This is a genomic window from Candidatus Bipolaricaulota bacterium (assembly GCA_035528115.1).
In the GTDB taxonomy this organism is placed as follows: domain Bacteria; phylum Patescibacteriota; class Patescibacteriia; order UBA11705; family DATKZF01; genus DATKZF01.
In genome coordinates this window covers 24412-45278 of the sequence record DATKZF010000003.1, presented here as the reverse complement: position 1 = coordinate 45278, position 20867 = coordinate 24412, and the positions used below count along the sequence as shown (strand labels likewise).

The following is a 20867-nucleotide window of genomic DNA, read 5'->3' as shown; positions in this document are numbered from 1 at the left end:
GAACAGGTGGGCTAACCGATCGCGTCGTTGTCGACGAGCGCGGGGTCGCGGATGGTCATGATCCGTCCGCGGCGTCCCGTGTGACGGACGAACTGGCGCTCAGCCCCGGAGTCCTTCCAGTTCGAGTCCCGTCGGGGTTTGCACTCGCGGAGCGAGTCCGCGGGCAGACTGCGAGTGCGCTGGTACATGCCCCGCTTCGTCGGGCGGTTGGTGAAGGGAGGGATGACCGAGCAGAAAATGGGCTTGGCCGCGGGCGGATCGGCCGACCGGCGGGGAAGCGGCCCCTCGATCGGGGCGTTGGGCCGGTAGACGAACTCATCGTCTCCGTCTCCGTCCTCGTCCGCGATCTGCCGCGCGACGTCCCCGATGAAGGGCAGAGCGTCGCCGCGCCGCCCGACCTCGTGCATTCCGAAGAACTCGGGGTCGCGGTCGTCGTCGTCGAACAGATTGCAGGTGAATCGAGTGATCTCGTTCAGCAGATTCATCCTTCCCTCCTAATTTGGCGGTTTCCACCGCGTGAAAAACAATATTCTGTCGCGAAAAGCTTTGTTTTGTCCGGCTGATTCGCGCAGAATAACATATTATAATAGCATAAAATCTAATTTTAGTCAATGTTTCTGAGCTTTTTTAGCTTATTTTAGTAAAAAATAAATTGCAAATGATTACAAATCAAATCCAGTTAAATTCATTATTAATAATTACGAATAGTTACGAATTTTGACTGCGAAACTACAGGAATTTACAAAATTTACGAAAACATAGCTTATCTGCCTCTGTTTCATGCTCCATGCTTCCCGCCTTCGCTCTTAAGCTACGGCGGGCAGGCATGTTCCATGCTTCATGAAAATGTGCTATAATTCCAATAGATTTCTTACTTCAAGCAAATCGAAATTTTATGATAAATAAGGAGTTGATAGAGAGGCTGGCGATCTTGGCCAGGCTCGGGATAAGCGAGGAAGAAAAAGAAAAATACGCCAAGCAAATCGGTGAAGTTTTCAAATATTTCGAAGAATTAAAGTCAATCGATTTGAGCAATATCGAACCGGTTTCGCATATCACCGGCTTGAGCAATGTCAGTCGCGAGGACGAAGTTCATTTGATTTATTCGGCGGAAAAATTACTCGGTCAGGCGCCGGAAGTTGAGAGTGGGCAGATTAGGGTGCAAGGAGTGATGCGGGGGAAAAAATGAGTGTTACGAATTACAATATTCTGTGAAGCTTTCAGGTAATTTGTTACGAAGTACAATGATCTGGGTGGCCGATTAATAAATGTTACGAATTACAATATTTTTAGGAGAAATTAAAATGAAAGAAAGTAAAATTATTTATAAATATCTCAGTTTTAAAATCGTGGGGGCGCTGAAAAATGTCCATTCCGAATTGGGCGGACAATTGCAAGAAAAATATTATCAACGGGCGTTGGAAAAAGCGTTTAAGGATTCACATATAAATTGCGTCAGTCAGAAGACAATTTCTATCAAATATAGAGACGAAAGAATAGGTTGTTATGTGCCGGATTTCATCATCGAAGAGAAAATTGTTTTGGAAATAAAAAGGGGAGAGAGTTTTGCGAACAATGATTTTGCGCAAGTCCATGGATATCTCGGACAAACAGGTTTAAAATTGGGAATACTTGCGTTATTTGCGAAAAAAACATTGAGATTTAGAAGGATTTTGAATTTGCATTAAGGCGCCTGCGGGGCGAATGTAATTTGTAACAACAGCCTGGAAGCTAATTAGTCGAATGTAATTTGTAACTATGCTTAATAAATTAACAATCAAATCAGCTCAAAGAGGTCTGCGGGAAAAAGAATTTTCTTGCGCGGAATTGATCAAGGATTGTTTGAAACAAATAGAAAAAAGACAGCCCGAGATAAACGCTTTTTTAACTGTCATGGAAGGCGACGCGCTGGCGCGCGCCAAAGTTGTCGATGAAAAAATTTCAAGCGGACTGCCTCTGAAAACTTTGGAAGGCATTCCTTTGGCGATCAAGGATATTATTTTGATTGAAGATGTTCATTGCACTTGCGCGTCAAAGATTATGCGAAATTACGTGGCGCCGTACAACGCGACGGTTATTGAGAAATTGAACGAGCAGAATGCCGTATATTTGGGCAAAACGAATTTGGATGAATTCGCCATGGGAGCGTCCACCGAGAATTCCGCTTTCGGCGCGGTTAAAAATCCGTTTAACCCGGAACGCGTGGCCGGAGGCTCATCAGGCGGTTCGGCTGCGGCCGTGGCCGATGATCAATGTTTGGGAGCCTTGGGAACGGATACCGGCGGCTCGGTGCGGCAACCGGCGGCGCTGTGCGGCTGCGTGGGTTTGAAACCGACTTACGGCCGAGTGTCTCGCTATGGCGTGGCGGCCATGGCTTCGAGCTTAGACCAAGTGGGGCCGTTGGCCAAAACGGCCGAAGACGCGGCCATGATTTTGCAAACCATTTATGGACAAGACAGGTTTGATTCCACTTCGGTTTCCAGACAAGACGATTTTTTGCAAAATTTGGAAAAGCCGCTCAAAGGCCTGACCATCGGCTTGCCGGAAGAAAGTTTTTTCGAAGGTCTGGATAGAAATGTTTTTGATGATTTGAAAAAGTCGATTAAGATTTTGGAACAATTGAAAGTGAAAATAAAAAGAGTGGAATTGCCTTATTTCAAATACAGTTTGGCCGCTTATTATATTTTAATGTCAGCCGAAGTCTCTTCCAATATGGCCAGATATGATGGCGTCAAATACGGGCAAAGAGCGGCAGCGGACGATTTGATGAACATGTACTTGAAAACCAGAGAAGCCGGATTCGGAGAAGAAGTTAAAAGAAGAATAATGATGGGCACGTATGTTTTGTCCGAAGGCTACAGCGATGCGTATTACAAACAAGCGCAAAAAGTTCGAGCCCTGATCAAACATGATTTTGCCAAGGCTTTCAAAAAAGTCGACGCGGTCATAATGCCCACCGCGCCGAGCATTGCGTTTAAAATCGGTGAAAAAGTGAAGGATCCTTTGCAAATGTATTTGGCCGATGTGTACACGGTGTCCGCGAACGTGGCCGGGTTGCCGGCCATTTCCGTGCCCATGAATCAAGTCGGGGAATTCCCGACCGGTTTGCAGATTTTGGGCAATTATTTCGATGAAGCGACCATTTTGAGAGTGGCGCATCAGTTTGAACAGAGTTTTTAAGCGATAATAGTCTTTGTCATTTCGACCCCTCGGCCAGGCTGGAGAACGAAATGGAGAAATCTTTTTAATAAAATTGGAAAAGATCTCTCCGCTCCGTCATCCTTCGCCGCGGCTTCGGACGACTGCGGTCGAGATGACAACTTTGTTTATTTATTTATGAATTTATGTTTGACATAACTTGGCAGTTTTCATGGCTGGACGTTTTAATCGGCGCGATAGTGATTTTTGTCGTGGTCATTATTTTGTTTGTGGTCAGGCGCCGGCCGCCGGAAGACATTGACGTCAAACAAATACAAGACAAGTGGGTGGAAATTGAAAGTTTGATTTCAAAAGACAGCGAAGCCATGTGGCGAGTGGCGATTATCGAGGCGGATAATTTACTGGATTTCGTTTTGAAAGGAATGATCATGCCCGGCGAGACCCTGGGTCAACGTTTGAAAGTCGCTTGTTACAAATACGAAAAATTGAGAAATGTTTGGTGGGCGCATAAATTGAGAAACACAATCGTGCATGAATCGGATTACAAATTGCGTCGCGGCGAAGCGGCCAAAGCCATTAAAGGTTTTGAGCATGCCTTAAAAATCTTAAGAGTATTATAAATTGAAATTCGTTATGTCGATAATCGAAAATCGTAATGGAAATTCGGGCGTCGAAAATCGTCGATATGGACCAATTAAGAGTTTTTTGGATTTGAATGTTTATCAGAATTTATATCGAGCCATGTTGATTGTTCATGAAAAAATTGTGCCGGTTTTGCCTGATGATGAAAAATTTGATTTGGCGAGCCAGATGCGCAGAGCTTCCAAGGCGGCTCCGGCGTTAATCGCGGAGGGATTTGCAAAAAGATATCAAAAGAAAAATTGGAGAAAATATTTGAACGATTGCGCGGGTGAATCAAATGAAATAATTCATCATGTATCGGTGTGTAAGGATCTTTATAATAAATTTTATAGTCGAGACGCCTGTTTAGAATTGATCGATTTATATGATAAATGTTGCAGGCAGTTGACCAAGCTGGGACAGACATGGGAAAATTATCATGAGGACTGATTCCGAATTTCGAATTTCCCGTTTCGCTTACGAATATCGAATTTCGATGTGGCGAATTTCTAAAATCAAAATGAAAACAAAAATAAAAATTTTAATTATTTTTCTGGTCGCCTGGCTGGCCGCGGCAGTGTTTGTTTCGTCTCAAGTCGGCATGCAAAGCGACGGCAATGTTTACGTCAGAATCAAACAGCTTGATTGGAACACTTTTTATTTTGAACCGAAAATAAACAATTTGAATGAAGCGAATTTGGTTTTTGAGTGGGATTTTAGCGACGATTTTTCATACGAAGGCCGCGACCTGGTGCGCACGCTCGACAACGGAGATTATTTGGTCAGACTGAAGGCGTATGATTTTTACGGCCGGCAATATTCGCAAGTGGCGAAAGTGAATGTTTCTTTTTGGACATTGAACAACAAGTGGTTTTGGGGAGGATTGTATTTGATCATCATGTTGCTTATCGTTTATTATTGGCTCGCCAAGCTGATTTATCTGGCCAATGAAAAACTTATCCGGGAGCATACGGCAGCGTTTTTTGAGGCGCTTGATGATGTGCATTTCTGGAAAAGTCTTGCCGCGGCGATTAGGAAGTCATAAAGCATGAATCATGAAACATGAATCATGAAACAATATGGAAGATGAAAATACATTTCATGGGATAATGAGACAAAAGATGAATGAGTATGTGCATTTGGTTTATAAAATTTCAAAATGTTTTCCTATAGAGGAATTATATGGGGTTACTTCTCAATTGAGGAGATCGGCTTTGTCGGTTATATTAAATTATATTGAAGGATACGCCAGAATAAAAAATAAAGTGCATCGAAATTTTTTGGAAATCGCTTATGGTTCGCTGAAGGAATCCGTTTATTTAATGGATTTTGCCAAAGAAGAAGGCTATATTGAGATTGTGGGTGATTTTCAGAAAGCGAAAGCGTTGGCTGACGAGATAGGCGCAATGCTTTGGAAGACGTTTAATGGACTGGATAATCATTAAAAGCGTGATTCATGTTTCATGCTACAGGAGAAAATATGAGACTAATTTTAACTTGGCTGCTGAACGCTCTCGGGCTATTGGCCATTGCGTATTTGGTGCCGGGTATCGGCGTAGAAAAATTTTACATCGCCTTGATCCTCGTGCTTATTTTGGGAATAGTCAACGCGATTATCGGAAATATTCTCAAACTTTTAACTTTGCCGATCACCATTTTAACGCTTGGTTTGTCCAATTTAATCATCAACGGCCTGATGTTCTGGCTTGTGTCCACATTCATCAAAGGATTTGCGGTCAGCGGATTTTGGGCGGCGGTTTTGGGCGCGTTGTTGTACACTTTGGTGACGACTCTGACGGGATTGCTTTTGAGAAGAGAAGAATAATAAAAAATTCTAAACACTAATCTCTAAATCCTAAACAAATTTTAATTTTCAAAACACTAAATTCCAAACGTTTGGAACATTGGGAAATTGGAATTTCGATATTGTTTAGGATTTCGAATTTAGAGTTTATGAAAGTATTGCTTCACATCTGCTGCGCTCCGTGCGGCGGTTATGTTATTGAAAAATTAAAAGAAATGGGGTGGGATGTAACCGCTTTTTTTTATAATCCCAATGTTTTTCCCAAAGAAGAATATGATTTGAGATTAAGCGAAGCGAAAAAACTTTGCGAAAAATACGATGTGAATTTAATCGAAGGAGAATACGATCATGGCGCCTGGTTGGAAAAAATCAAAGGTTTGGAAAAAGAACCGGAGAAAGGCAAGCGCTGTGAAGTCGATTTTACGCTCAGATTGTCGGAAACGGCTCAAGTCGCGAGCGAAAACGGATTTGACGCCATCGCCGCGACCCTGACGGTCAGTCCGCACAAACCGGCGGAATTGATCAATGAAATCGGCCATGAAATGGCGGCCATGTACGGAGTGACATTTATTGATAATATTTGGAGAAAGGGAGACGGGTTCAAAAAGTCTTGCGAGATTTGCGATAAGGAACATTTTCATAGGCAGAATTATTGCGGCTGCGAGTTCTCAGTGAATTGAGGTTACGAGATTACAGATAAACATACGAGATTATACAGATTGGAATTATCTCGTATAATCTGTACGCAAATCTGTAATCTCGTATACTCAATATGATAGATTTTAAAAAGGAACTGAACGAAGAACAATACAAGGTCGTCAGCGAAGCGGACGGGCCGGCTTTGGTTTTGGCCGGAGCGGGCAGCGGAAAAACCAGAACTTTGGTTTATCGTGTCGCGTATTTGATTGAAAAAGGCGTTTCGCCGGAAAATATTTTATTGGTCACTTTCACCAATAAAGCGGCCAATGAAATGATGGAGCGAATAAAAAAATTGCTGGGCTTTGAGCCGAAGAAGTTTTGGGCCGGCACGTTTCACCATATCGGCAACGTGATTTTAAGACAATACGCGGCTAAGCTGGGTTATCAAAGCAATTTTAATATTTTGGATCAAGACGACAGCGTGACATTATTGAAATCGGTTTATGAAGATTTCGGCATAAAAACCAAAGGCCACGATTTTCCCAAAGCCGATTTGGTTCATTCCATAATTTCATTCGCTTTTAACACGAGAAAACCCGTGCTGGAAGTGGCCGAGGAGATTTACGGCTATCCCGATTTTGTCAGCCATAAAATCGATGACGTGGCGGCCTCCTACGAGGAAAAGAAAAAATCGGCCAACTTGATGGATTTTGATGATCTTTTGACCAAGTGGCTGGATTTGCTCAAAAAATTCCCGGAAACCAAAACCAAATTATCAGAGAGATTCCATTATATTTTGGTGGATGAGTATCAGGACACCAATCATATTCAAGCGGAAATAATTTACGAATTGGCGTCCGTTCATCAAAATGTCTTGGTGGTCGGCGACGATTCGCAGAGCATTTATTCTTTTCGCGCCGCGGATATAAAAAACATTTTGAATTTTCCCAAAAGATTTGAAAACGCAAAAATTTACAAATTGGAAACCAATTACCGCTCGACTCCGCAGATTTTGGATCTGGCCAACGCCAGCATTGAAAAAAACAAGGATCAATTTAGGAAAAATTTGAATACTCATAAACCCGATGGCATTTTGCCGATTCTCATTCCGGCGCGCGACGTTTATCAGCAGGCTAGCATGGTGGTCAATAGGATTTTGGAAATCAAAGACAAAGGCCGAGCTTTGCGCGAGGCTGCGGTTTTGTTTCGCTCGACTTTTCAATCCGCGGAATTGCAGCTGGAAATGAGCAAAAGAAACATTCCTTATGTCGTTCGCGGCGGTTTGCGTTATTTCGAGCAGGCTCATATCAAAGACATTGTTTCATATTTGAAAATCATTCAAAATTTCAGGGACGAGATTTCCTGGAAGCGTTTGTTGAAAATGCGCGAAGGCATTGGCGTGAAAAACGCGGACGCTATTTGGAAAAAAATTCAAAAGTTCGAAAGTTTGAACGAAGTTTTGGCGACTAAGATTCAGGTCGGCTCGAGGGCGAGCGCCAGCTGGAATGATTTGAACAATATTTTGAGAAAAATGTTTGAAATAAAGGAAAACAATCGCGGCATCGCGGACATGATCAAATGCGTTTTGGATTTGGATTACAAAGAGTACGCCAGAAATGTTTTTGAAAACTATCGCGACCGGCTCGACGACATCAGGCAGCTGATGAATTTCGTGGTCACTTATGAAAAACTCGAAGATCTGCTGACCGACGTGATGCTCAGCGAAAGTTATCGGCGTAATGACGCCGAGGCGCGAGATGAAGTGGTCTTGTCCACCATCCATCAGGCCAAAGGCCTGGAATGGCCATATGTCATTATTATAGGCCTTTGCGACGGCGCGTTCCCTCATCATAAATCAATGGAAGATCGGGCGCAGCTCGAAGAAGAGCGCCGGCTTTTTTACGTGGCCGTTACTCGGGCGAAGGAGGAACTATCCATGATTTATCCGATCAGAACCATCAGTTATGAATACGGAGAAATGATAAATCAGCCGTCCATGTTCATCAAGGAATTGGAGCCTTCGCTTTACGTGACCGTGGGCGGGGATGATTATTTTAACGCGTATTTGGATAATGATTCGCAGGATAGGACGATTTATTATGATTAATGTTACGAATTACAATCGATTATTTAGCTTTCAGGTTATTTGTTACGAATTACAATCCGCTATTAAGCTTCTAGGTCATCTGTTACGCCTGCCTGCCGGTCTTCGACTCCGAGGTCGCTCAGACTCGAGGAGCAGGCAGGAATTACAAGATTCTCAGGATTAAAGCTATAGGTGAATGTAATTTGTAACTAACAGCAAATTAGCGGTATGAAAAAGTTTATAGCCATCGCCGGCAATATCGGCGTGGGCAAGACAACTTTGTCGAAAAAATTGGCCGAATATTTCAACTGGTCGTCTTATGTCGAGCCGGCTGTGGAAAATCCTTACTTGGCTGATTTTTACCAGGACATGAACAAGTGGGCGTTTTTATCCCAGCTTTATTTTTTATCAAAACGGCTGGAGGATCAATATAATTTGTCGATCAATCCCGGCTCTGTGATCTTGGATCGCAGTTTATATGAGAATTCGGAAGTGTTCGCCAAAAACTTGTTTCTCCAAGGTTTTATTTCCACTCGGGATTGGCAAGTTTATCAAAAATTTTACAAAATCTGTTTGAATATTTTACCCGCTCCGGACGTGGTGATTTATTTGAAGGCCTCGACGGAAACCATTATGGCGCGGGTGAAAAAGCGCGGTCGGGAATTCGAAAATTTGATTTCCAGGGAATATGTCGAGTCGCTTAACAAACTTTATGCGGAGTGGACGGAGAATTTCAAAGTCGCGCCGGTTTTGACCATTGATTACGACAAGGTGGATTTGAAACACAATCAGGAGGATTTTGATGATTTCATTTCAAAAATTTCATCTTACTTAATGGATTAGGCGTCGTAGGAATACAAAATTTTGTGTTCCTACGACTCGGTGCCGATAAATTTGGATTATTATCGCCTATTCGAGGACATGGCAGTGACCTGTCCCTACACAAGACCGCCACCGCTACCCGCGTTTCTCTGTTTCTTTGTTTTTATGTTATAATATAGTAGACGAAACAAATTCTATGGAGCAAAGTCTGTTTTTGAAATCGCTGAAATTTTTCTTCAAGGATCTGATTGGAGATGTTTTTTATTTTCCGATTTGGTGGTACACGAAAGGTCTGGCCAAGGGATGGAGAAGTTTGGGCAATAATCTGCGACACGCCAATGAAAACATGGCCTTGACGCTTTGGGCCAAAAATATTTTTACCCCGATGTTCGGCCAGACGGATTGGCAGGGGAGGCTGGTCAGTTTGTTCGTGCGCCTCGCCATGGTTGTCATTCGCTTTATCGGTTTTTGCTTTTTGGCGGTGTTTTACGCGTTTGTTTTTTTAATTCGTCTTATTTTTCCGATTTTCGTTTTAATGATGATCCTAGCCAATTTGGGTTTGCCGGTTTTTAAATAAATTCACATGACTGAAAAAAAACCATTGAAAAAATTGCCGTTTTTAGTCTGCGACGCTTGCAAAGGCGCCGGCGTGATCGAAGACAAAACGTGCCGAGTTTGCCAAGGCTTGGGCGCGGTTTTATTTTTCAAAAATAAAGTTTTTTATTGGGGCAAGAGAATCGACACTTGGAGCATTTATTATGAAAAATTCACCAAGTCAATCAAGGCGGCCATCAATATCATTTTGATCCTGCTGGGCTTGAGCGGTTTTTTCATTTTGTTTTGGCAGCTTTACAAATTGGATTTCGCGCCGGCGTATTCCTTCGACTATTGGTTTCGTCAGCCGAGTTTTGAAAAATTTTATTTTTGGCTGACAGTCGTCGGCGACTTGTATTTGTATTATCGTATTGATCAGGAAACCGATCCCAAATTCAAAGTTTTGAAAAAAGAGTACAGAGACGAAGATTCGCTGTTTTCTTCGTTGCCCACGGATTGGCAAGATGTTTTGGCCAGGCCGAAAAGCGATTTGATCGACGTTGCCAAATCCTACAACGATCAAACATCAATGTTGATAGACAAAGCATTTTTCGCGGCGCAAAGCGTCAGCGAACCTCAAATCGGCGAATTGCGCCTATTTTACGTGTTGCCGGAAAGCCAGCCCGGCATGATAATTTTTAGCCGACTGGGACTTTATAAAGAAGTCATTCAGGAAAAGATCAATAATATTTTGTCTCAGCGATCCGCGGTCGGGGGAATGCCGCGTTTGTCATTGACCGCCAAGAAAATTTTGATCATGGCTTATTGGCAAGCCATGATGGACGATAAAGTAAAAGTTGAGGTGACCGATTTGGCCGCCGCGTTTACGATTAAAGAGCTTTTTGTCGATTTGGAAAAAGATTATATCGGCGAGCTGCTGCTTGATTTGGACTTGAACAGGCAGAAATTGTTCAATGTGGTGGTGTGGATAAAAATTCAAAATCAATTGATCGGGCAGATTTCAAGATATCGCTCTCGCGCCAGATTGAAAAGCAAAAGCGGCATTGATCGCGCCATGACCGCCACGGCCACGCCGTTTTTGAATCAAATCAGCCGTGATTTGACGCAAGCGGCCAGAGTCGGCGCGCTTTTCCCGTGCGTTGACCGCGAAAAAGAATTCGAAGAAATTTTCAGAATCATCGAAGGCTCGAGAAGCAGCGCGCTTCTTGTGGGTTTTTCGGGGGTGGGCAAGACTTCAATTTTGGAAGGCTTGGCGCAAAAGATGATCGCCGACGATGTGCCGGATATGTTAAAAGATAAGCGCTTGGTCAGTTTATCCGTGCCGTATTTGGTCAGCGGCGCCACGCCGGCTCAGGCGGAAGAGCGGCTGCTTCAAGCCATGGCTGAAGCGTCTCGCGCGAGAAATATAGTTATAGCCATTGAAAATATTCACGACATGATCGGCATTACGGCCGGGCAAGAAGCGGGTTTGGATTTGGGAGAGGTTCTGGCCGATATTTTAACCAGTAAGCAATTCTTTTCCGTGGCCACGACCACGCCGGCTGATTTCGCGAACATCGAGGCCAGCTCGCTGGCCGGTTCGTTCCAAAATATTAAAGTGGAGGAACCGGAAATAAACGAAGCGATTCAGGTGCTTGAGGCCAAGAGCGGACCGATCGAATACGCCAACAAGGTTTTCTTTTCATATGACAGTTTGGATAAAGCGGTTGTTTTGTCTTCCCGTTATCTTCATGATAAATATTTGCCGCAAAAGGCTTTGGAAATCATAGAACAAGTGGGCATTGCCGTGAGAAAGGAGCGCGGAGAAAATCAAATCGTCACGGGCGACGATGTGGCCAAATTCATCAGTGAGAAAACTTCGATCCCTGTTTCGAAAATAACGCAAAAAGAAGCCAGTAAATTATTGAATCTAGAAGAAGAAATACATCACCGAATCATCGGGCAGGAAGAAGCCGTGAAAATGGTCGCGTCAAGTTTGCGTCGCGCCAGAGCCGAGCTTCGCGAAGGCGATCGGCCGATCGCCAGTTTGCTTTTCTTGGGCCCGACCGGAGTCGGCAAAACCGAATTGGCGAAGACCGTGGGCGATATTTATTTCGGCAGTGAAGAAAACATGATCAGACTGGACATGTCCGAATACCAAACGCCGGAGAGCATTTACCGTCTGATTGGAGCGCCGGCGGGCGCGTCCAAAGAAGGCGGTTATTTAACGGATGCGGTCAGAAAAAATCCGTTTACGGTTTTGCTCGTTGATGAAATAGAAAAAGCGCATCCGGACGTTTTGAATTTATTTTTGCAGGTAATGGAAGACGGGCGTTTAACTGATAACACCGGTCGAACGATTGATTTTACGAATTTGATTATTATCATGACTTCGAACGCGGGCAGTTCCTATATCCAAGACGCGGTTTCTCAAAATAAAAATATAGAAGAAATAAAAAATCAATTGCTCAACGTGGAATTGAGAGAATATTTCAGGCCGGAGTTTTTGAATCGCTACGATGGCATTATGGTGTTCAAACCGCTGACAGAAGAAAATGTTTACGCGATAGCGAAATTATTGATCGCCAAGGTGGCCAAACGATTGGAAGAAAAAGGCATTACTTTCCAAGCGACGGACGAGGCGATCAGAGATTTGGCCCATCAAGGCTTTGATCCGAAATTCGGCGCCAGGCCGCTGCGCCGCGTGATCCAAACGCAAGTCGATGACGCCTTGGCCAATTATCTATTGACCGCGCAGATCGGCAGACGCGACACGGTGACTTTTGACGTTGGCGGCAAGATTCACGTGGAAAAGGCGGAGGCGTTGTGATGTCATGGAGCATGGAGCATGGATCATGGATCATGAAACATGAAACAATAAGGACGCTGGACAGGCGTTTTTTTATTTGTCGGCGGCCGATGCGCGCGCGTATGCCGTAGAGACGCGCCATGGCGCGTCTCTACGGGCGGGAACGATCGCGTTCCCGCCGGCCGCCGTAGATTGCAATTTCGCGTTTTTTTTATTAAAATAAAGGCAAAATATGAATGCCGCCGATTATATCGCCGCGGCAGCGATCGCGTTTATGTCCGGCGTTGTTTTGACCATAACGGTTCGCTTCCTGGCGAAAAAATTAAAAATTCTGGATTATCCGAATAGCCTCAGAAAAATTCACCATAAACCGGTTCCTAAAATGGGCGGACTGGCTTTGTTCTTGGCGTTTAACGCGGTGATTTTAATTTATGTTTATTTCACCAAGGAACTTGTCGGCAGCAACATTTTAATAAAATACATCTGGGGCTTGCTGTTCGGCGGCGCATTTTTAATGTTGGGCGGGATTTTGGATGACAAATATAATTTAAAACCCAAATATCAAATCATTTGGCCGATCCTGGCCGTAATATCGGTAGGCATGTCCGGCATCGGCATTGATTGGATTTCCAATCCGTTCGGCGACGGCATTTGGCATTTGGCCAAATATCAAATCGATTTATTGTGGTTTCACGGCATTCCTTACCGCGTTACTTTTTTGGCTGATTTGTTCACTTTCATTTGGCTGATGGGCATGATGTACACCACGAAAATTTTGGACGGTTTGGATGGCTTGGTCGGCGGCATTACGACAATCGGCGCGCTGTTTATTTTCGCGGTGTCCTTGATGAATAAAGATGTTCAGCCGGATGTGGCTTTACTGGCGATCATTTTTGCGGGCGTATGCTTGGGCTTTTTGATTTTCAATTTTCACCCCGCGTCCATTTTTCTCGGCGAAGGCGGCAGCACGTACACGGGTTTTGTGTTGGGCACGCTGTCCATTATTTCAGGCAGTAAAGTGACGGTGACCTTGATGTTGCTCAGCCTGCCCATACTCGACGTGGCTTGGACGCTCATTAGGCGCAAAATGGAAAAAAAATCATTCAGTTTTTCCGACAAAAAACATCTTCATCATCGTTTGCTTGACGCCGGTTTCGGCGTCAAGAGAGCCAGCGTGTTTTTGTGGTTAATCAGCGCGATTTTGGCCGGAGCGGCGCTGTATTTGCAGACCAAAGGCTTGGCTTTTTTAATTTTGGGCATGGCCGCGCTCTTGACATTTATGTTGATTATGGCTTTCGCTTATAAAAAAGCCAAAGAATTAAGGGAAAAAGAGTGATGCCTCGCGGTTATCAAAACTTGACGAAAATCATTGGATTAGCTATAATTTCTCTTGTATTCATAATCCGATTTCTAATTTCGATTTTCGATAACGATTCTCGAATTTCGATATAACGAATTTCCAAAATATGATCATTGCAGTGATAAAAACCGGAGGCAAGCAATACGTTGTTACTCCTAACAAAATGTTGAAAATAGAAAAAATTGAAGGCCAGGCCGGCGATAAGGTTTCGTTTGACGCCATGCTCGTCTCTGATGCTTCAGCTAAGGATTTTGATTTGGGCCTGCCGCTCACTTCAAAGAAAGTCGAAACGGAAATTATAGAGCAGGGCAGAGCCAAAAAAATTGATGTTATCAAGTACAAAAGCAAAACCAGATATCGAAGAAAATACGGACATCGGCAGCCTTTTACGCAAATTAAAATTTTAAGCGTTGGCGGAGTGAAAGCTGGAGTAAAGAAGGTTGAGCCGAAAAAAACGGCTACAAAAACTGTGAAGAAATAATTTCAATAAATAAAAAGCAAGCCTGATCGGGCTTGTTTTTTGTTGCGGATTGACAATAGGCGCGGCCGATGTTAACATTAAAAAATTCCCAAAAACGGGAAACGGAGGAGGATCGAGATGATTGACCTTGAACTGTATAAACTGCGTCTGGTGACCAAGATCCGCTATTACGTGGGTCTTGAAAAAGTCAGCCTCTGGAGAGACAGCGAGCAAGGAGACCATCTGGTCGGAGAATGGGAGATGCCGGTCGCGGGACTTGTTTGCGTTCTCGATTTGCTGCGCGCCATCGTGCGAAAGGAATTCGTGCGAAAACCGGATGATCAAACCGACACGATCAAAATCTACCGGCGCGCGGACAAGCTTAGCGAGTAACGGATGTTCCATCAAGCCCCGTCAGCTAAACAGCTGTTCGGGGTTTTAAAATTATTTATTTTTCAATTTAAGTATCATGTCCACGATCGCCAAAGCCACGCCCGCGCCCATTAAGCTATACCCAACAATCCTGCTCTCGCCGAAAACCATGCCCGCCAAAATGAAAGCGAAACTAATTCCGGCTAAGGGCGTGAGCTTGGCGCCTGATTTTTTGCCCTTGAGGAAAAAGACCAGCGCCGCTATAACTGCCAATACAATGATTGAAATTAAAATGTAAGGTGTCATATTTTTTATAATAATTTCCAAATGTTGGAATTAATAATCTTTGTAAATATTATAACATTTTTTCAAGTCAACTCGAATTATATTGGGGAAAACAAAAAACGGCCTCGCCTGAGCCGTTTATTCCATAAATTCGAATCTGGGAATCTTCTCTCCGTTTACTTCCACTTCTTCAAAAAACATTTTTTTCGGCCGAACCCAAAGCTCGTCGGGATTCTCAACCGAGCGATAAATCACCAAATCTTCCAATGTTTCGCTGTGTTTGGCCGAGCCGATGACTTCGTAGATATTGCCTTTGAAATGTTTGTATTTGCCTAAGGGGAAGTTATAAGATGTGCAAGATTTGGACATAGTTTTTTTAATTTTCCCAAGCTGGGCCATTTTCACCACAATTCCTATAAATGGAAGTGAGAGCGTCTTCTGCTGTAATTTTTTCAGAAATTTTATATGCAAAATAATTTTCATAAATAATTGCTTTGCAATTTTTAGGAGCGCCTGTTTGGCCGTACTCAAGGTTTGCGTTAGAGTCTTCTTTGTGAAAAATAAAATATCCAATTATAATACCGATCATGAATACTCCAATAATTTTTAAGATCTTCATAAAATATTATTTATTATTTTAATTATATCCTGTGCGATTTCATTTATTCCTCCATTAAAAGGCTTGTGCGCCCTTTCCTTTTTCCCGTTGGGGCATTCATGAATGTGTATTCCGAATTTAGTGTCTTTGTCGTAATATTTTAAAAGTGTGTTATCCCCATCTTTTAAGTGGATGCTAAATTTTTGATTGCTACCATTCGTGTTTTTTTGCTCAGAGATAAATAAATATAAGTTAACATCATGTTTCTCTACAATGCAAATAGCACTAGTCATGTTTAGGGGATGATTTGTGTGTTTATCGTGTAATTCGCGAGAGAAACAAATCGAATTGTCTATAATGCAAGATTCAATGTTTTCGTCCATTTCTTTGATTTTTTGTAATAGTGTATTTAGTATTTCCATTTTAGTAATTATTTTCACAATTTTATATCATTTAACGATTACTTAATGGCGTTGCCATACTGTGAGAGTTACATTCTAAATTTATACATTAGATAATTCCTAAATGAAAACATATTTGTTTGAAGTTATTTCTAAAGTATAATTGTAGCATTATATCTTCCTTGCCTTTTCTGTTTTTTTCTGCCCATACTTTAAATTCTTCGCCAGCGCTTGTGCCTGCACAATATATGATTTTGGCAGATGTGCTCGAAAGAGGATCCCAAATATGCTCGTCATGTTTTCGAATCCGCATGCCAATAATGACAATTACAGAGGATGTCTGGGTAAGTTCTTTAAATCTGTTCCTTTGTTGATTTATGAAAGAAGTGCCACTCATTGTTACTTTTGATGGCACGAAATAACTCATGACAGGTGGCACACTATTTTTAATTTCCCCTTCAAATTCTTCTTCCGTTTTTGTTTTTTTAACTGGCCCATCAACATTGCATCCAGAAAAAATTGTTGTTGATCCTGCCTTTACAGCGGTACAGAAAATATCGCAGTACCCGTGGGGTAAGCATAATTCTATCAGGTTGTTTGAATTTTTTGGCTTATTTCCAATATATGGTTGAAACCCTACTCTTGACAAGGAAAGTTCTAAAAGTCTTTCATAATTGAAGGATACAAAAGCCCCATCCCATGTTGTCTTTTTTATTTTTTTAGCTAATTGATAATATAGGTTTGAACAGTACGGTTCAAATTTATAAAAATAGTATGCCATTGCTCTTTGCAGAATTGTCATGTTCTGTGGTTGTTCCTTTGCAACTTGTTCCATCGCTTGTTCAAAATCCTGCCTGAATAATTTTTTGTATTTCCCATCTAAACTACCCCAGCCTTCTGGATTAGATTTACACAATTCGTCAAATAATTTATTGGTAAGCGGTGGTGTGTTTGCTGGCTTGTCAGAGCCATAGCTAGCTCCAGCGCCTAAAACGATTAAATATTTTGCCATAATAAACATTATTGCTTATTTATTTCACCTCTTACCTCCTTATAAACGCATTAGTTAAAGTTGCTTCATGTAGCTATTAAAGTTTTTTGATTAGTCTGCTTTTATGAAACTCCTTCTTTGTGATACATTCGTTTGAGTGATTGAATCCTCTTCTTTTATAATAGAAATATCTCTATACTCTATTGCAGGTTTAATGGTTAAATTATCATCCCCTGTAAGATGCCATTCCATTTCGCTGTATTTTTTCCCTTTGTACTCCCAAGTATATGAGAGTTTATATCTGCTCATATATTTGTCATAATCGACAATAGTTAAATCCAAATCTTCTGGAGACATGCCATTTTTATTAAATGAAACTTCAAATTCGAGTGAAGTATTTGGTTTTATCTTTTCAAGAAGCATCTCAATGTTATTCTGAGAATAACCATTAGTCGATCCTATGACGTCCATTTTTTTTGTTTGGGCATCAGTTATTGAATTGAAATCCGTTATATTAGTAACGATTCCCCAGATAGGGTAATCAATCGCTATTGAAGTTACGTTATCGTTTGAGCTTTTTATATAAAAATTTATTTTGTTATCATTCTTTTGAGTTTTGATTTCAATCGCAGGCTTATTTTTTGTTAAGTCTTCTTTTTCCAAAGCATTTTTGAAAAAATAACTCCCTAAACCTCCAGACGCGGCTATAACACCGCCAATAAATATTGCTATGTAACTAGCGTGTACCCAATTTTCTGCACTCATAAATTATAGATTAATAAAATATTCACTTCACCTCCTGCCTGCCTTTCAGCGCGTTGGTTGAAAAATCTCATTTTCGGTCGCTTATTTTTCCCAGATTTTGAATCGGGTCGTTTATGACCTTCCATCTTGTCAATCTTTGCAGACCGCTCGGCTCGGAAACTTTTTCTATCAAGCCGTCGGACATCGCTTTTTGAAAAAGGTTTGAACCTTCTTCCGTAAAATCCGTCGAAAGAAATGTTTTTTGAAGACCGACTCGGCGCAGAAAATCATGAAAAACCAAATAGCCGAATCCATAGCCTTTTCGTTTGGCCCAAATGTTTATGAGACAAGGCTCTTCGCCGGAAAAATCAGCATCGTAATCGGCCATGGTTTCATTGTCGAAAACCGAGAAATTGTCGTCGATCACATCCTGAATTATAGTTTTCATTTTTTCCGCGCTGATTTTTTCCAAAGCGCCGGAAGTTTCTAGTTTTTCGTTCATATTTATAAAATTATTTCACCTCCTGCCTCCCTTTGAGCGCGTTGGTTAGGAGGTCTGTTGCGCTTGATTTAATTCCTTATCGGTTATTCCCAGCGTATCTAGGATCCAAATGTGCCGCGGATTGGCCGGATCATATTTGCCGATGCTAAAGCGCGACATCTCTTCCGGTTTATTTTTTACGACATTCCATGTTTCAATGTTGCCTTCGCGGTAAATTATATCCTTGGTGAAGCAGACGCCCGGAGTTTTGCAGTCAGTGCCTCTGAACGTGCGAATCGCGCGGTTCCAAGCAATTGTCGTTGAAGCGGATACGGCTTCTTCCATTTTTTTGCCTCGCAGCAAATTATTCAGCCGGTAATATTTTTCCAAAATTTCATACACTTTTCTGAAATCCCTGGGTTGGTCGTCAAGCCCGCATGCCAATCCGATGGCCAGATGGCCGTCCAGTCCGGCGAAATCATTCAGCTCTTCTGATAAAGCTTGCTCTCTCATTGTGGCCACGCCTTCCTCGCCTTTTTCATACCGATCCAGTCCCAGACCCAGCAATTTCAAGCGGCTTCGCTCTCCGTTCGTTCGGCGGGCGACATGAGTGCCTATTTCGTGGGCGATCAGCGTCCTGAGTTTATTAAAAAGCATTTTTCTCGACTCTGGAATTTTTATTGTTTTTAATTCTTGATCAACGCTGATGGCCGTTTTACTGCTTTTGTCAATCGCCACCTGCCAGCCATCGGCGCGCAGGCCGGCCAAAGCTTGGGTGAATATTGCCGTGATATCTTCAGCGTTAAAATTTCCGTCTTTGTACGAAATGTTGATCAAGTCGCTCATCTCTTTTTCCGTCATTTCTTTAGCCAGTTGCACGGTAGGCTCATCGGGCAATTCTTGAATTTTAACTTCAGGCATTTTGTCTGGCAGAGCGGACAGCAATTCCTGAGCGGTTTTTTTAACATCAGCATTATCCGATTCAACGGCCTTTTCAGCGGTTTTCCTAACGTTTTGCACAGTGTAAGCGAATATATCAGGTGAAGGCGCGCCATAGACAAACTCCGAATATCCTTGAAAGCGATGCATGTCTTTATTGGCCGCCGCTTTTAGGATTCGAAGCTCGGCAATTTTTTCATTAAGCCGCCACCTGTAAAGCTGGCTGACTATTTCATTTTCTTCCAGGGTTTTAATGTCTTTACGAAGCTTTAGAAGAATTTGTTCCGTTTCTTCAATTTTTTTCACATCGATTTTAGGATAATCCAATTCGGGATTTTCCATTTCGCCTGCTATAAATTTCTTTTTTTGTTCTTCCCGGTATTCTTTATCGCCATCCATGTATTCATAAGCTTGAAAGGCCGCGTGTTTTTCAAAAGTGTCATACCATTGTTCGTCTATCGCTTTTGGTTTTTCAAAGTTTTGCATATTTTTTTGAGTAAATAAAAGTTAATGAAATTGTTGATTATAATGAGATGATTGTTATTCGAGATTCGTTACCGCTATCGCAAATTTAATCCGTTTTTGTTTCATGATTTATGCTCCATGATCAATTACTTTACCTCCTGCCTGCCTTTGAGCGCGTTGGTCAAAGTGGTCTCATCCGTGTATTCCAAATCGCTGCCCATGGCCAGGCCGCGGGCGAGTTTGGTGAATTTGACGTTGAGCGGTTTGAAGAGTTTGACCAAGTATAGGGAAGTGGCTTCGCCTTGAATGTCCGGATTTAAGGCCAAAATTATCTCCGAAAATTTTTCGGCTTTGACTCGGTCGATTAATTTTTGAATATTCAATTTTTCGGGAGTAATTCCTTCGAGCGGATTGATTTGTCCTCCGAGCACGTGATATTGCCCGTGGTATTCTCCGGTCGATTCGATCACGGCCAGATCTTGAATGTCTTCGATAATGCAAAGAAGCGATTTGTCTCTGCGTTCATCAGCGCAGATTTCGCAAATCGTTTTTGTGCCGGAGAAGTTGCCGCATTTTTGGCAAAAGTTGAGATTTTTTTTCAAATTTAAAATGCTGGCTGAAAATTCATTAAGAAAGAGGGGATTTTCCCTGAGCAAATAAAAAACAAACTTCTCCGATGTTTTTCTGCCAATGCCGGGAAGTTTGTTGAATTTGTCGATGAGGTTTTCGATTTCGGAAGGGTATATGACCATATGAAATTTCTACCGGGCTTTTTGGATAGGGTTAGCTTGCTCGGACTAAAGTCCGACGACCCTGGGCTAAAGCCCGGTTGAAGCGCTCGGACTAAAGTCCGACGTAAAGCCTGGTGGAAGCTTAAAGCCCCGGAAATCCTCCGCCCATTTGGCCTCTCATTTTTAAAGCCATTTGCCGCTGGATTTTTTTAATGGCGTCGTTTGTCGCTTCTTTGATGAGATTTTGAAGCTTTTCTTTGTTTTCCAAAAGACTTTCATCGATTTGCACGTCCAAAATTTCCTGCGCGCCGTTGATTTTAATTTTTACTTTTCCAAACCCGGCCGAGCCTTCGGCGAATTCTTCCGCCATTTGGGCTTGGAGCTGTTTCATTTGTTTGATTTGATCGAAAAAACTCATACATAAATGCGTTAAATATTTGAAATTCGTTTTTGTTACAAATTACATTCACCTATAGCCTTATGCCTGAGAATCTTGTAATTCGTAACAAATAACCTGAAAGCTAAACAGAGGATTGTAATTTGTAACACCGCTCCATGATACATGA

General features: G+C 42.3%; 27 protein-coding genes. 16 read left to right on the top strand and 11 right to left on the bottom strand.

Going from position 1 to position 20867, the window contains the following annotated elements; all coding sequences use genetic code 11:
- Positions 1-11: 11 nt before the first annotated feature.
- Positions 12-485 (bottom strand): hypothetical protein, encoded by a 474-nt coding sequence (locus VMX18_02270; GenBank protein ID HUT22217.1) that lies wholly within the window; start codon positions 483-485, stop codon positions 12-14.
- 410 nt (positions 486-895) lie between these two features.
- Between VMX18_02270 and gatC the strand changes: the two genes are divergently transcribed.
- From gatC to VMX18_02190, 16 genes are all read left to right on the top strand, one after another.
- Positions 896-1189, top strand: coding sequence for an Asp-tRNA(Asn)/Glu-tRNA(Gln) amidotransferase subunit GatC (gene gatC / locus VMX18_02265; GenBank protein HUT22216.1), 294 nt, complete (start codon positions 896-898; stop codon positions 1187-1189).
- 115 nt (positions 1190-1304) lie between these two features.
- Positions 1305-1688, top strand: coding sequence for a GxxExxY protein (locus tag VMX18_02260; GenBank protein HUT22215.1), 384 nt, complete (start codon positions 1305-1307; stop codon positions 1686-1688).
- 70 nt (positions 1689-1758) lie between these two features.
- Entirely contained in the window at positions 1759-3180 is a 1422-nt protein-coding gene (gene gatA, locus VMX18_02255) for an Asp-tRNA(Asn)/Glu-tRNA(Gln) amidotransferase subunit GatA (protein HUT22214.1), read from the top strand.
- Positions 3181-3344: 164 nt separating this feature from the next.
- Positions 3345-3779, top strand: a complete 435-nt coding sequence (locus tag VMX18_02250) for a hypothetical protein (protein HUT22213.1) — start codon at positions 3345-3347, stop codon at positions 3777-3779.
- 13 nt (positions 3780-3792) lie between these two features.
- Complete coding sequence (locus tag VMX18_02245) at positions 3793-4230, top strand: four helix bundle protein (GenBank protein HUT22212.1); 438 nt, start codon at positions 3793-3795, stop codon at positions 4228-4230.
- A gap of 70 nt (positions 4231-4300) precedes the next feature.
- Positions 4301-4825: a hypothetical protein gene (locus VMX18_02240; protein ID HUT22211.1), complete on the top strand. Its 525-nt coding sequence runs from the start codon at positions 4301-4303 to the stop codon at positions 4823-4825.
- A gap of 34 nt (positions 4826-4859) precedes the next feature.
- A complete protein-coding gene (locus VMX18_02235; protein ID HUT22210.1) occupies positions 4860-5225 on the top strand; it encodes a four helix bundle protein in 366 nt (121 codons plus the stop codon).
- Between the two features lie 35 nt (positions 5226-5260).
- Positions 5261-5605, top strand: a complete 345-nt coding sequence (locus VMX18_02230) for a phage holin family protein (protein ID HUT22209.1) — start codon at positions 5261-5263, stop codon at positions 5603-5605.
- Positions 5606-5733: 128 nt separating this feature from the next.
- A complete protein-coding gene (locus VMX18_02225; GenBank protein HUT22208.1) occupies positions 5734-6264 on the top strand; it encodes an epoxyqueuosine reductase QueH in 531 nt (176 codons plus the stop codon).
- A gap of 92 nt (positions 6265-6356) precedes the next feature.
- Positions 6357-8330: an ATP-dependent helicase gene (locus tag VMX18_02220; GenBank protein HUT22207.1), complete on the top strand. Its 1974-nt coding sequence runs from the start codon at positions 6357-6359 to the stop codon at positions 8328-8330.
- A gap of 207 nt (positions 8331-8537) precedes the next feature.
- A complete protein-coding gene (locus VMX18_02215) occupies positions 8538-9152 on the top strand; it encodes a deoxynucleoside kinase (protein ID HUT22206.1) in 615 nt (204 codons plus the stop codon).
- 175 nt (positions 9153-9327) lie between these two features.
- Positions 9328-9708 (top strand): hypothetical protein, encoded by a 381-nt coding sequence (locus tag VMX18_02210; protein ID HUT22205.1) that lies wholly within the window; start codon positions 9328-9330, stop codon positions 9706-9708.
- Positions 9709-9714: 6 nt separating this feature from the next.
- Positions 9715-12495, top strand: a complete 2781-nt coding sequence (locus VMX18_02205) for an ATP-dependent Clp protease ATP-binding subunit (protein HUT22204.1) — start codon at positions 9715-9717, stop codon at positions 12493-12495.
- A gap of 211 nt (positions 12496-12706) precedes the next feature.
- The gene (locus tag VMX18_02200) at positions 12707-13810 is read left to right on the top strand and encodes an MraY family glycosyltransferase (GenBank protein ID HUT22203.1); all 1104 of its coding nucleotides are present in this window, start codon (positions 12707-12709) and stop codon (positions 13808-13810) included.
- A 130-nt stretch (positions 13811-13940) separates the two neighbouring features.
- On the top strand, positions 13941-14315 hold the full coding sequence (rplU, locus tag VMX18_02195; GenBank protein HUT22202.1) for a 50S ribosomal protein L21: 375 nt from the start codon (positions 13941-13943) through the stop codon (positions 14313-14315).
- A gap of 117 nt (positions 14316-14432) precedes the next feature.
- Complete coding sequence (locus VMX18_02190; GenBank protein ID HUT22201.1) at positions 14433-14687, top strand: hypothetical protein; 255 nt, start codon at positions 14433-14435, stop codon at positions 14685-14687.
- Positions 14688-14738: 51 nt separating this feature from the next.
- Here VMX18_02190 and VMX18_02185 read toward each other — a convergent pair whose 3' ends face one another.
- From VMX18_02185 to VMX18_02140, 10 genes are all read right to left on the bottom strand, one after another.
- Complete coding sequence (locus VMX18_02185; GenBank protein ID HUT22200.1) at positions 14739-14972, bottom strand: hypothetical protein; 234 nt, start codon at positions 14970-14972, stop codon at positions 14739-14741.
- 117 nt (positions 14973-15089) lie between these two features.
- Complete coding sequence (locus VMX18_02180; GenBank protein HUT22199.1) at positions 15090-15320, bottom strand: DUF1653 domain-containing protein; 231 nt, start codon at positions 15318-15320, stop codon at positions 15090-15092.
- Between the two features lie 7 nt (positions 15321-15327).
- Positions 15328-15570 (bottom strand): hypothetical protein, encoded by a 243-nt coding sequence (locus tag VMX18_02175; protein ID HUT22198.1) that lies wholly within the window; start codon positions 15568-15570, stop codon positions 15328-15330.
- A complete protein-coding gene (locus VMX18_02170; GenBank protein HUT22197.1) occupies positions 15567-15989 on the bottom strand; it encodes a hypothetical protein in 423 nt (140 codons plus the stop codon). The genes VMX18_02175 and VMX18_02170 overlap by 4 nt, the downstream gene beginning before the upstream one ends.
- 70 nt (positions 15990-16059) lie before the next feature.
- Entirely contained in the window at positions 16060-16962 is a 903-nt protein-coding gene (locus tag VMX18_02165) for a hypothetical protein (GenBank protein ID HUT22196.1), read from the bottom strand.
- Positions 16963-17052: 90 nt separating this feature from the next.
- Positions 17053-17706, bottom strand: coding sequence for a hypothetical protein (locus tag VMX18_02160; protein HUT22195.1), 654 nt, complete (start codon positions 17704-17706; stop codon positions 17053-17055).
- 67 nt (positions 17707-17773) lie between these two features.
- A complete protein-coding gene (locus VMX18_02155; protein HUT22194.1) occupies positions 17774-18187 on the bottom strand; it encodes a hypothetical protein in 414 nt (137 codons plus the stop codon).
- A gap of 45 nt (positions 18188-18232) precedes the next feature.
- Positions 18233-19591 (bottom strand): tyrosine/phenylalanine carboxypeptidase domain-containing protein, encoded by a 1359-nt coding sequence (locus VMX18_02150; protein HUT22193.1) that lies wholly within the window; start codon positions 19589-19591, stop codon positions 18233-18235.
- 125 nt (positions 19592-19716) lie between these two features.
- Entirely contained in the window at positions 19717-20322 is a 606-nt protein-coding gene (gene recR, locus VMX18_02145) for a recombination mediator RecR (GenBank protein HUT22192.1), read from the bottom strand.
- Positions 20323-20443: 121 nt separating this feature from the next.
- Positions 20444-20719, bottom strand: coding sequence for a YbaB/EbfC family nucleoid-associated protein (locus tag VMX18_02140; GenBank protein ID HUT22191.1), 276 nt, complete (start codon positions 20717-20719; stop codon positions 20444-20446).
- Positions 20720-20867: the final 148 nt, after the last annotated feature.

Bases quoted from the DNA above. Each gene is read 5' to 3' on its own strand.
- rplU (HUT22202.1), top strand. From the start codon at position 13,941: ATGATCATTGCAGTGATAAAAACCGGAGGCAAGCAATACGTTGTTACT.
- gatA (HUT22214.1), top strand. From the start codon at position 1,759: ATGCTTAATAAATTAACAATCAAATCAGCTCAAAGAGGTCTGCGGGAA.
- VMX18_02220 (HUT22207.1), top strand. From the start codon at position 6,357: ATGATAGATTTTAAAAAGGAACTGAACGAAGAACAATACAAGGTCGTC.
- VMX18_02230 (HUT22209.1), top strand. From the start codon at position 5,261: ATGAGACTAATTTTAACTTGGCTGCTGAACGCTCTCGGGCTATTGGCC.
- VMX18_02250 (HUT22213.1), top strand. From the start codon at position 3,345: ATGTTTGACATAACTTGGCAGTTTTCATGGCTGGACGTTTTAATCGGC.
- VMX18_02210 (HUT22205.1), top strand. From the start codon at position 9,328: ATGGAGCAAAGTCTGTTTTTGAAATCGCTGAAATTTTTCTTCAAGGAT.
- VMX18_02215 (HUT22206.1), top strand. From the start codon at position 8,538: ATGAAAAAGTTTATAGCCATCGCCGGCAATATCGGCGTGGGCAAGACA.
- VMX18_02155 (HUT22194.1), bottom strand. From the start codon at position 18,187: ATGAACGAAAAACTAGAAACTTCCGGCGCTTTGGAAAAAATCAGCGCG.
- VMX18_02200 (HUT22203.1), top strand. From the start codon at position 12,707: ATGAATGCCGCCGATTATATCGCCGCGGCAGCGATCGCGTTTATGTCC.
- gatC (HUT22216.1), top strand. From the start codon at position 896: ATGATAAATAAGGAGTTGATAGAGAGGCTGGCGATCTTGGCCAGGCTC.
- VMX18_02260 (HUT22215.1), top strand. From the start codon at position 1,305: ATGAAAGAAAGTAAAATTATTTATAAATATCTCAGTTTTAAAATCGTG.
- VMX18_02165 (HUT22196.1), bottom strand. From the start codon at position 16,962: ATGGCAAAATATTTAATCGTTTTAGGCGCTGGAGCTAGCTATGGCTCT.
- VMX18_02270 (HUT22217.1), bottom strand. From the start codon at position 485: ATGAATCTGCTGAACGAGATCACTCGATTCACCTGCAATCTGTTCGAC.
- VMX18_02150 (HUT22193.1), bottom strand. From the start codon at position 19,591: ATGCAAAACTTTGAAAAACCAAAAGCGATAGACGAACAATGGTATGAC.
- VMX18_02140 (HUT22191.1), bottom strand. From the start codon at position 20,719: ATGAGTTTTTTCGATCAAATCAAACAAATGAAACAGCTCCAAGCCCAA.
- VMX18_02180 (HUT22199.1), bottom strand. From the start codon at position 15,320: ATGTCCAAATCTTGCACATCTTATAACTTCCCCTTAGGCAAATACAAA.
- VMX18_02245 (HUT22212.1), top strand. From the start codon at position 3,793: ATGTCGATAATCGAAAATCGTAATGGAAATTCGGGCGTCGAAAATCGT.
- VMX18_02225 (HUT22208.1), top strand. From the start codon at position 5,734: ATGAAAGTATTGCTTCACATCTGCTGCGCTCCGTGCGGCGGTTATGTT.
- VMX18_02235 (HUT22210.1), top strand. From the start codon at position 4,860: ATGGAAGATGAAAATACATTTCATGGGATAATGAGACAAAAGATGAAT.
- VMX18_02160 (HUT22195.1), bottom strand. From the start codon at position 17,706: ATGAGTGCAGAAAATTGGGTACACGCTAGTTACATAGCAATATTTATT.
- VMX18_02205 (HUT22204.1), top strand. From the start codon at position 9,715: ATGACTGAAAAAAAACCATTGAAAAAATTGCCGTTTTTAGTCTGCGAC.
- VMX18_02185 (HUT22200.1), bottom strand. From the start codon at position 14,972: ATGACACCTTACATTTTAATTTCAATCATTGTATTGGCAGTTATAGCG.
- VMX18_02240 (HUT22211.1), top strand. From the start codon at position 4,301: ATGAAAACAAAAATAAAAATTTTAATTATTTTTCTGGTCGCCTGGCTG.
- VMX18_02175 (HUT22198.1), bottom strand. From the start codon at position 15,570: ATGAAGATCTTAAAAATTATTGGAGTATTCATGATCGGTATTATAATT.
- recR (HUT22192.1), bottom strand. From the start codon at position 20,322: ATGGTCATATACCCTTCCGAAATCGAAAACCTCATCGACAAATTCAAC.
- VMX18_02190 (HUT22201.1), top strand. From the start codon at position 14,433: ATGATTGACCTTGAACTGTATAAACTGCGTCTGGTGACCAAGATCCGC.